We start from the raw sequence: 9005 nt of genomic DNA, 5'->3' as shown, positions 1-9005 counted from the left end.
TCATTGCCGCCGTCAAACGTGGGCACCAAGTGTTAGATTCCATCCACTAGGATGATCACCGCCACATCTTCACGTTCGGCGCGGCTCACGATACCAGCGTGGTTGCAATAGGCGTCCAGCACCCGAACCATCATCTCAACAGCTTCAGGGCTCGCCACAACCCCGTGCCTCATGGCCAACTCTCCCTAAGAAGACCATCCACAAAAATGTAATCTCCGTTGGGTCGAGTCAATAAATTTTGAGTTGAACGGATTAGGCCCCAAGGCGCCCTGGTAGGTCGGATATACGCGGTTGCTCGCCGACGCTGTCAGTCGCCGGATCGACAATCGACTTCGCCAACCGGTTTGGGTCGCACGGGCGCTTAGGGTTCGTCTCGGTGACGGCGTTCATGGGCCACGGTCGAGACAGCCACCGTTCCCGATGCCGCGGTGGGCGAGCTGCTGCACCGGGTTCTCGCGGTAAAAGGTTTCTTCCAGGCGAGGCCGGCGTGAGGTCAGAGGATTTCGGTGTGCCGTCGACAGACAAGGCCGAAGGAAGTACTTGTAATTCCAAGGTTTAGGCCGTTGCCTTGATTCAATCGCGCTCTAACTAGTGCCAATGACGACCAGCGGGGGAAGATTTCGACAGGATGCGAGCGCCAATGCGCGGCTAGCTGCCATCATCGATTCCTCGTTCGACGCCATTATCGGCAAGGACCTGAACAGCATCATCACCGACTGGAACCGCGCGGCCGAACGCATGTTCGGCTACAGCGCGGAGGAAGCCATCGGCCAATCGATGCTGCTTCTCATCCCAGAGCATCTGCATGACGAAGAGGCCGACATCATTGGCCGCATCCGCGGAGGCCAGGGCGTGGCGAGCTTTGACACGATGCGAAAGCGGAAGGACGGCTCGCTCGTTGCTGTTTCAGTCACGGTTTCGCCGATCAGGAACCCTTCGGGCGATATTGTCGGCGCGTCCACGATCGCCCGCGATATCACCGCCGCCAAGGAGAGCGAGCGCCGCATCCGGCTCTTGATGCGCGAGGTCAACCATCGCGTGAAGAACCAGTTTGCGGTGATCCTGTCGATGGTGAGGGAAACCAGCAAGCGCTCTGCCAATCCCAGCGAGTTCGAGGACATGATCCGCGCCCGCATTATGGCGCTGTCGCGCTCGCACGATCTTCTGGTCACTTCGGAATGGGCAGGAGCGAGCCTGTTCGACCTCATCCAGGAACATCTGAAACCGTTCGGTCACGAGGAGCGCATTTCGCTCTCCGGTCCCTTGCTGACGCTGCAGTCGAACGCCGTGCAGAATCTCGGCATGGCCTTCCACGAGCTCGGCACCAACTCGTCAAAATATGGCGCGCTGGCGGGCGAGGGCGGTCATGTCGGGATCACCTGGACGGTCGAGACCGGTCCGGAGGCGCAGCGCCGGTTTCACCTTGTCTGGGAGGAGACGTCGAATACCGATACCGGCAACGGCGAGCCTAATGAGGCGGCGCGCAAGGGCTTTGGCACGGTGGTGTTGCAGCGCGTGGCGCCGCAAGCGCTCGGCGGCGCCTCCAGCCTCGAACGTTCGCCTGGCCAGATGAAATGGTCGCTGACGGCGCCGCTCGAGGCCATCGTCGTGCCGCAGCTGGGCGCCGAAAACGGAAGCGATTTCAACGGTTGACAGGCCCGTTCCGTACCTCGAAGGCATTTTCCGCAGGGGGACGACTGGCCCACTCCGGCGTGGATTTTTCGGGCATATCCAGCCTCGTCGTGCCGCCTTCGCTTGGCGACGCTGGGTTGGCACGCCTTCCGTTTCGTCCAGCATCGGTATTGGCGCATAGGTGCGCCGGCTACGCGCGGACAGCCCCATTTTCCAAAAACGCCAAAGTTCGCTGACGGCCTCGACGATCGTCAGGACAACCACGCCGAGCGCGACGAGTTTTGCCATCGAGGGCAGATAGGGAGACGCCACGGCGCATGCAACCCACGGCTGCCGCAGGGTCTGTCCCCTTGCCGGCCCGTAAAAATGTATTACATCAATTAACAGAGCGTGCGTATTGCACGCGAATGCAGTTGCTTTTGGTCAAGCTTCATCGATGGAGGTTGTCATGGCAAGCAAACTGATGGAAGAACGGAAGAGCAAGGACTGGGTTACCCTGGTCCTCGCGATCTGCCTGTTCATCTCACCATGGGTCATCGGATTCACCGCGGCAATGATGCCCGCGTGGAACGCCTGGATTGTCGGCGTCCTGCTCGGTGCGCTTGCCCTGGCAACGCTTTCGGTGTTCGCCGAGTGGGAAGAATGGGTAAATCTGGTCCTCGGGCTCTGGCTGATCGCGTCGCCCTGGCTCCTGGGCTTTGCGGCTGACAGGAATGTAATGATCACACATGTCGTCCTCGGCGTGCTTGTGGTCGCGGCGTCGGCCTGGGCCGTCTGGGACGTCCGTCATCCCCACGCCCACGCGTGAGCGGTGATTGAGCGGGAGCCCGCCGCGCGAGCGGCGAGCTCCTTTAAAAGCAATTCCAGGAAAAGTGCATAGCGGTTTTCCATCCGGAATTGCGTGAAAGACAAAAAGCAATTCCAGGAAATCGCGCTGCGGTTTCCGTAGGAATTGCGCAAAACATAGAGGGGGCATTGGGCTGAACGGGCGGTTGCAGCGGCTTCACGCAATTGCTGCAACGGGAAACCTTTTCGTGCATTCTTGGGAATGGCCTCGATGCTCCAGCCCGATACACCCGCCAAATGCTGCTCCTATTGCGGCGGCCGCGACCATGATTTCGAGGCGTGCCCGAAGCGCAAGGCCGATGCCGAGAAGGAAGAGGCGGCGCGGGAGTCTGAGCCCGCTGTCCGTGCGGAGCCCGGCCTGACCTGACCTCCGAATACTGATTGCAGCGTTTCTTCGCGCCTCCCTCTGTCCTGCCGACGGCTCGATCATTCCGCACCGCGTCTACCTCAGCGCATGCCCCGCCGCTTCGGCAAACGAGATGTCGCCCTTGATCTCGCGCATCGCCATCGAGGTCACGGTGCGGCGCACGCCGGGCAGCCGGCTGAGCTCCTCGCGCAGCATCCTGTCCAGCGCCCGCATGTCGACGGTGACGATCTGCAACAGATAGTCGGCCTCGCCGGTCGTCGCATAGCAGCGGCGGATCAGCGGGTGCTTCTTCACCGCCGCCTCGAAGGCGTCCGACACCTCGAAGTCGATCGAAACCTGGATGAAGGCCTCGATGCCGAAGCCGATCGCCGCCGGATCGATGCGGGTGAAATAGCCGCGGATGACGCCGACGTCTTCCAGCGCCTTCACCCGTTTCCAGCACGGCGTCTTGCTCAGGCCCACCTCCTCGGCGAGCTCGCCGAAGGAGACGCGCGCGTCGCGCTCAAGGGCGGCTACAATTTTGCGGTCGAGCGCATCCAGCATGCTCCGTTCTCCAAAATTCAATGAAAGGCGGTCGATCGTCCTCTAATTTCGATATATTGGATAACAGAAAGGAACAATGTTCAAGCCAAAAGCGCTATCCTTGCCTATCTGTCGAACCATGCCCCGCGCGAGGAGATGAGCCATGGACAAGTCGGATTATCACGCCCGCATCGAGGCGCCCGAAATGCGCGATTACGGCGTCTATCTGAAATGCGACCAACTGCTTTCTTGCCAGAAGCCGCTCGCAGAGATGGTCAATGCCGACGAGCTGCAGTTCCAGATCGTGCATCAGGTCGAGGAACTGTGGATGAAGCTCATCGCCTACACGCTGGTCGACGTGCTCGACCACTTGGAAAAGCAGGACACGCACCGCATCGTCACGCTGATGGGCCGCGTGCACCGGCTGGTGCGCATGATGACGGCGCAGCTCGATTTGCTGGAAACCATGTCGCCCAAGGAATACCAGCAGATCCGCCTCGAGCTCGGCAATGGCAGCGGCCAGGAGTCGCCGGGCTTCAAGCTGATCCTGCGCCTGCCGCCGGACCTCTGGCGGGCCTTCAAGCACTCCTATCTCGACGCCTGCGGGCTCTCCGTCGAGGACGTCTACGATACGCACTACGACCATGGCGACGCCTACGTCGTGGCCGAGGCGCTGATCGAGTTCGACGAGCTGTTCCAGAAATTCCGCGCCAACCACCTCTATCTCATCCACCGCTCGATCGGGCTGGGCGCCAAGTCGCTCAAGGGCCGTCCGGTGGAGATCCTGGAAGGCGGCGCCCGCCACCGCTTCTTCGCCGAGCTGTGGGACATACGCTGTGACATGACCGACCGCTGGGGCGCCGCCTATGGCACCGTGCGGGATTCGATCAGCCATCCCCCGCAGGCGAAGGCCGGCTAAGTTCCTCGCCCCGCGCGAAGCGGGGGAGAGGTGGCGCGGCGAAGCCGCGACGGAGAGGGGACTTCGTAAAGCGCCGAGCTTGGCGGTGGGGCCCGCCGTCCGGCGCGTCGTCCCTGCAATCGCCGGCGCTGTCCGCCTCTCCGGCCGCTGCGCTGCCACCTCTCCCCCGCCTGCGGCGGGGGCGAGGAAAACCAGGCGCTCCAAAAACAAAATTTCCCCTCGCTGTCGGAACCATCGCCCTCCATCCGTCCTTGGAGCACATCAACTGCATCCAACCCGGAGGACAAACGTGGAAACGCAATCGACCTGGCAGACCGCCGCCATTCTCATCGCTCGCCTGATCTTCGCGGCCATGTTCGCGATGGGGGTGGCGTTCAAGTTCATGGATATGGGCGCCACCGCCGGCTACATTGCCGCCGCCGGCTTCCCGTTCCCGCTGTTCCTGGCCTGGTGCGCCGCGATCCTCGAAACGCTGCTGGTGATCGCCTTTCTGACCGGCGCCTTCTTCACCCCGGCGACGCTGATTGCCGCGGTTTACGTGCTCTTCCTCGGCTTTGCCTTCCACGGCCCGTCGCACTGGGCCTCGGACCAGGCCGAGTTCGGCGCCTTCATGTCGCATTTCCCGTTCGCCGCCGGCCTGCTCTTCGCGGCCGTCAACGGACCGGGCAGCGTGCTGTCAGTGCGGCAGGGCTGGCCGGGCAGGGCGTGAGGCGGCCCGCCGCCTCACATCTGATCGTTGTAAGGCTCCTTCATCTGGCCGACCATACGCGCCAGCTTGGAGAAGGACGGCATGTCCGCCTCAGGCTGGCATTGGTTGGCGAGTTCGAGCAGGCGGATCGGGAAATTGACGGCGTCGCGGCTCGACGCCGACATGCCCTCGGACCGGTCCTCGCCGGTCTCGACGGCTTCGGCCTTGCGCAGCGCGATGTCGATCTCCTCGACTGTCAACAGGCCCTTGCGCACCAACGTATGGTTGATTGCGGCTACGGCCATCAGCAGGCCCTCGAGTTGCAGATTGGCGACGTTCATGGCGCTTCCTCCCATTGACCTCGCCTTAAAAACGCACGAACGACGTTTCCGATCCGGGGAAGCTATTGCGGCCTTTTCAGCCTGAGGGCTGCTTGGGTGGCAAGGGCTTTGTTGATCAGCCACTCATCCGAGGGCGCAGTCCAACCGCGGGCCGACGACAGCCGCTGATGGATATGATCACTGAGCAGCCACCGCCTCACCAGGTGAACCGCCGGTGCATCGACATAACTCCAATAGGCGCGCTCGACCGGATCGGCCTCGAACAGGCTGCCCCTCATTAGAAACGTCGCCAGCTGTAATGTTGCTTTCATTGACGGCGCCGCCTGCCATGTATCGAGCATTGCCGACAACCTAAGATCGAGGATGGCGATGCCGCATATCCAGTCCTCAGCATCATCCCCGTTATCGGGATGCCCCTCGATGGCTTGCGACAAGGCCCCGGCGAACAACGCTCGGATCGCTCCACGTTCGGCGTCTGGCCAATCCTGCCACTGGGCCATCTTCAGGCGGTTGGCAATAATCGGCGGATCGGTGCCCCGTCCAAAGCGACTCGCGAACGGCCTGTTCCAGGATGCGCGGCAGAAAATGCTTGTAGTCAGTGACATCGCCGACTGTCGTCATGGCCCAGCCCGCGTAAGGACCGATCTGCTCTCCGGTCAGTTCGCGCAGCGGCGCCGAGGTCAGCGTCGCAAGGATCGCCACGGGATCACGGAGCGGCGAAGCATGGAGGCTACGCGGCGGCGGGTAGGGCGCAAACGCATCGTAGCAATCGTCGATCAGGCGCTGGAGTTCCGGATGCATGGCGGCCACGGGCAGTCACCCTATTCTCTGCCTTGCAGGACACGGACGAAGCGGCTGTTGTCGGCCGTCTGGGAATGGATTCCCTGAATGTCGCGATAGGTAAGCCGGCCGCTTGCCCATGCGTTGAAGAACCGATTGCAGAAGGCGGCTGGAACACGGACGATACTGACGTTCATCAGCTTCGCCACAGTCTGCCTGTCCTCCAAACGGCGCGATCCGATTTGCTTGGTGCAATCGGCGATGATTCCTCGCTTGAAGGCAGGGCTGCCCTGCATCGCCGCTTGCGCAGTGTTCCATTGGCCTTCCTTGGCGCTGGTGCAGCCGGCCAGAAGTGAGGCGCCGAGAAGCACCGCGCCAAAACGCATTTCGAAACGCATCTGTCCTCCTGAAATCAAATCGCGCCCGAACCGAGCAAAATTCCATGACGCGAACAAGGCGGTTCAGATGAACTCCAAGTAAATAGCCGGGTCCACTGCGACAATTTCTCAATGTGCGAAAGCCGCGCCGCGAGCCGACTGCCGGCGATGCATGAACCTAAGCCTCCATCAGGCGCTCGCCATATTCGGTCCAGAGCTGCTTGACCTCGCGGCTGCCGAGCGGCGGCGTCGAGCGGTCGCCATAGGAGATGGCGACGCCGCTCAAGTCGTATTGGCCGTCGGCCTCGGCGATGAAGCGGATGGCTTCGCCGAGCGGCCTCGAATGGAAGATCGGATCCGCCTGGCCCCGGCCCAGGCTGCGAACGCCCGAAATGCTTGCTGGCACATGCCGCATCCGAAAGACGGATGCCATGGCAGGTTTGTCCATGCCCGCTCTCCGCGATTCCAATACGGAATGATTCCATAAGGTCCGGCTAATGACCAGCCCGAGACAACCGGCCACACCAAGCGGGGCGGGACGATCCGAGGAAAAGGCCGGGACGAGGGCCCGGCCTTCCTTACATGTCCGCGAGGCAGCGACGAGACGGCAAAGCCGTCTCGCGCCCAAGCCGTCTCGCGCTTTAGCGATGCCAGCGATGGAACCAGTCGGGGTCCGGCTGCGAGCTTTTGGCCAAGGCAAGGCCGAACAGCACGCCGACCACTCCGCCGAGCGCGACCGCCGTCGAGAAGGTGCCGGGGTTATGCTGCACCGTTTCCGACACGCTATGCGCCTGGCTGCGCAATTGCCTGGCCGCGCGCGAGGCACGATCGGTCGCGCCGGTATACAGATCGGAAGCCCGGTCGGCCGCGCCGCTGTACAAGCCGGAGGCTCGATCAGCCGCGCCTTGATACCAGCCTTGCGCGGCCTCCTCGGCCTGGTCGGAAAGCATACGGTTGAGCCGACTCACCTCGCGCTTCAATTCCGCGATCTGCTTTTTCATCGCCGCTTCGGAAGCCCCTGAAGACCTGGCGTTGCTGCGCGAAGCGCTGCCGCTGCGGGCAGCGCTGCTGCGGGCCGTGCTCGCCGCCGTCTGACTCTTCGAACTTCCGTTCCTTGCGTTGGCCGCGTTGGTTTCGTTGCTCTCGTTGTCTGCCATCGGAGTCTCCTTCCTTGCTTCTGCAACGGTTCACGCCCGAGCCCGGTTCCCTCCACCGTTTAGGAGCACCAAGCCAAAGGCCGCGGAGCGAACTCCGCGGCCCTTCGGTGCAACGAAGCTACGATACTACTTGCCGCAGTGATTATCGTTAACGCTCGGCGCGGTGGTTCCGGGCGACAGGTGACTGGCGTCCGGCTGCGCGCCCTGCGGATTCGCCGGGCAGTTCCGATCGGCATTCGAATTCATGCCGTCCTCATAGGCCGGACCGCCATAAATGCTGCCGGTCGTGCCCGGGTCGATATTGTTGTCGGGATTGGGAACGACCGTCTGGCCGCTGCCGGCGCCGGTCGTATCGTTCGCATTGCCCGAGCCCATATGGCCGGCACTTTGGGCCATCGCCGCCGTGGCAAGACCGATCGTGAGCGCCGAAGCCGCAAGGATGGTTCTAAACATGATTTTCTCCTTTCCAGGTCGTCGCGTCGCGACTAGCGCAGTTCGCCGTCCGAAAAACGCTGAACTGCGCTAACTGTTGGGGTTTGTACAATTCCGGTTGGAAAAGATCATTGAGCGCTTTTCCTGGAATTGTCCTACGGGAACCATCCGAGCCGCCCATGGTTCCGACAAAAATGCCCGCCTGCGGCGACCTGTCCCGGTCGGCATTTTCGCCGGTTGGGCGTTGAGGCGGGGCAAAGATAATAGGAAAATTTGCCTAGAAGGCATTGCTCGGTGAGGGCAGCTATGCTATGATTTTGTCCATGGTGCTGATTTGCGCCGATGACCCGCCACCCGGCGGGTTTTGTTTTTCTTTGCCATCAGCACACAAACTACTGAAACGCTGGCGGGACAGCACTCCCCTCTGGCCTGCCGGCCATCTCCCCCGCAAGGGGGGAGATCAGCAATTCCCACGCTGGCCCCACCTACTGTCTACTGCGCCAACAATTGGCGAAAGCGGCTGCGACATCCGATCTCCCCCTTGCGGGGGAGATATCGGCGTTTCTACTGGGACGCCGTGCTCGGCGCCGAACTCCCCGACGGCGTCGACTGCGCCGTCTTCGATTTCGCCGTGAACAGCGGGCCGGGCAGGGCGGCGAAATATCTGCAGGCCGTGCTCGGCGTTGCACAGGACGGCCGCGTCGGGCCGGCCACGGTCGCCGCGGCCCGGGCGAAACCCGCCGGCGTCGACGCGCGCACTCCAGCCCTTGCCGAAGGTCGGCCAGGTCGACAGCCGCTGCAGAAAGGCGAGACGCGTATCGCAAAGCGTGTCGATGACGCCTCGGTGCGCGCCGAGGCGCTGCTCATCTCGGCGCAGCCTGAGGCGCCCGCCCGGCCGCCACAGACGCCGACATCGGCCGCGGGACAGCCGGCCGTCAGCGCCT

Annotated in this window: 15 protein-coding genes; 6 read left to right on the top strand and 9 right to left on the bottom strand. The window is 62.6% G+C overall.

Annotated features, from left to right (window positions below):
* Positions 1-32: 32 nt before the first annotated feature.
* Entirely contained in the window at positions 33-173 is a 141-nt protein-coding gene (locus AU465_RS33770) for a hypothetical protein (RefSeq protein ID WP_192257425.1), read from the bottom strand.
* 424 nt (positions 174-597) lie between these two features.
* On the opposite strand from AU465_RS33770, the gene AU465_RS33765 reads away from it, so the two are divergent.
* Together AU465_RS33765 and AU465_RS33760 are read left to right on the top strand one after the other, a co-directional pair.
* Complete coding sequence (locus AU465_RS33765; protein ID WP_192257423.1) at positions 598-1653, top strand: sensor histidine kinase; 1056 nt, start codon at positions 598-600, stop codon at positions 1651-1653.
* 427 nt (positions 1654-2080) lie between these two features.
* Positions 2081-2440, top strand: a complete 360-nt coding sequence (locus tag AU465_RS33760) for an SPW repeat protein (protein WP_192257421.1) — start codon at positions 2081-2083, stop codon at positions 2438-2440.
* Here the strand turns inward: AU465_RS33760 and AU465_RS33755 are convergent.
* Positions 2419-2715 carry a hypothetical protein gene (locus AU465_RS33755; RefSeq protein ID WP_192257419.1) on the bottom strand — a complete coding sequence of 99 codons (297 nt, stop codon included), beginning with the start codon at positions 2713-2715 and terminating at the stop codon, positions 2419-2421. The two genes, AU465_RS33760 and AU465_RS33755, sit on opposite strands and share 22 nt — an antisense overlap.
* A gap of 205 nt (positions 2716-2920) precedes the next feature.
* The gene (locus AU465_RS33750; protein WP_192257417.1) at positions 2921-3388 is read right to left on the bottom strand and encodes an Lrp/AsnC family transcriptional regulator; all 468 of its coding nucleotides are present in this window, start codon (positions 3386-3388) and stop codon (positions 2921-2923) included.
* A 142-nt stretch (positions 3389-3530) separates the two neighbouring features.
* Between AU465_RS33750 and AU465_RS33745 the strand changes: the two genes are divergently transcribed.
* Both AU465_RS33745 and AU465_RS33740 read left to right on the top strand, forming a co-directional pair.
* Entirely contained in the window at positions 3531-4286 is a 756-nt protein-coding gene (locus tag AU465_RS33745) for a tryptophan 2,3-dioxygenase family protein (protein ID WP_192257415.1), read from the top strand.
* A 289-nt stretch (positions 4287-4575) separates the two neighbouring features.
* Positions 4576-4995 (top strand): DoxX family protein, encoded by a 420-nt coding sequence (locus tag AU465_RS33740; protein ID WP_192257413.1) that lies wholly within the window; start codon positions 4576-4578, stop codon positions 4993-4995.
* A gap of 14 nt (positions 4996-5009) precedes the next feature.
* On the opposite strand, the gene AU465_RS33735 is transcribed toward AU465_RS33740, so the two are convergent.
* The 5 genes from AU465_RS33735 to AU465_RS33715 all read right to left on the bottom strand — a co-directional run bounded on the left by AU465_RS33735 (position 5010) and on the right by AU465_RS33715 (position 7422).
* Positions 5010-5315, bottom strand: a complete 306-nt coding sequence (locus AU465_RS33735) for a hypothetical protein (protein WP_192257411.1) — start codon at positions 5313-5315, stop codon at positions 5010-5012.
* Positions 5316-5377: 62 nt separating this feature from the next.
* Positions 5378-5920: a hypothetical protein gene (locus AU465_RS33730; RefSeq protein ID WP_192257409.1), complete on the bottom strand. Its 543-nt coding sequence runs from the start codon at positions 5918-5920 to the stop codon at positions 5378-5380.
* 216 nt (positions 5921-6136) lie between these two features.
* Positions 6137-6550: a hypothetical protein gene (locus AU465_RS33725; protein WP_192257407.1), complete on the bottom strand. Its 414-nt coding sequence runs from the start codon at positions 6548-6550 to the stop codon at positions 6137-6139.
* Positions 6551-6650: 100 nt separating this feature from the next.
* Positions 6651-6920, bottom strand: a complete 270-nt coding sequence (locus AU465_RS33720) for a hypothetical protein (protein WP_192257405.1) — start codon at positions 6918-6920, stop codon at positions 6651-6653.
* Between the two features lie 193 nt (positions 6921-7113).
* Positions 7114-7422 carry a hypothetical protein gene (locus AU465_RS33715; protein WP_192257403.1) on the bottom strand — a complete coding sequence of 103 codons (309 nt, stop codon included), beginning with the start codon at positions 7420-7422 and terminating at the stop codon, positions 7114-7116.
* A 4-nt stretch (positions 7423-7426) separates the two neighbouring features.
* On the opposite strand from AU465_RS33715, the gene AU465_RS33710 reads away from it, so the two are divergent.
* The gene (locus tag AU465_RS33710) at positions 7427-7567 is read left to right on the top strand and encodes a hypothetical protein (RefSeq protein WP_192257401.1); all 141 of its coding nucleotides are present in this window, start codon (positions 7427-7429) and stop codon (positions 7565-7567) included.
* 188 nt (positions 7568-7755) lie between these two features.
* Here AU465_RS33710 and AU465_RS33705 read toward each other — a convergent pair whose 3' ends face one another.
* The gene (locus tag AU465_RS33705; protein ID WP_192257399.1) at positions 7756-8082 is read right to left on the bottom strand and encodes a hypothetical protein; all 327 of its coding nucleotides are present in this window, start codon (positions 8080-8082) and stop codon (positions 7756-7758) included.
* A 520-nt stretch (positions 8083-8602) separates the two neighbouring features.
* Between AU465_RS33705 and AU465_RS33700 the strand changes: the two genes are divergently transcribed.
* The coding region (locus AU465_RS33700) for a glycosyl hydrolase 108 family protein (RefSeq protein ID WP_281396954.1) at positions 8603-9005 on the top strand (403 nt) is incomplete at its 3' end.

This window comes from Mesorhizobium silamurunense (assembly GCF_014843905.1).
GTDB lineage: Bacteria > Pseudomonadota > Alphaproteobacteria > Rhizobiales > Rhizobiaceae > Mesorhizobium > Mesorhizobium silamurunense.
Note: the sequence above shows the minus strand (reverse complement) of the source record. Positions and strands in the feature narration are given on the sequence as shown.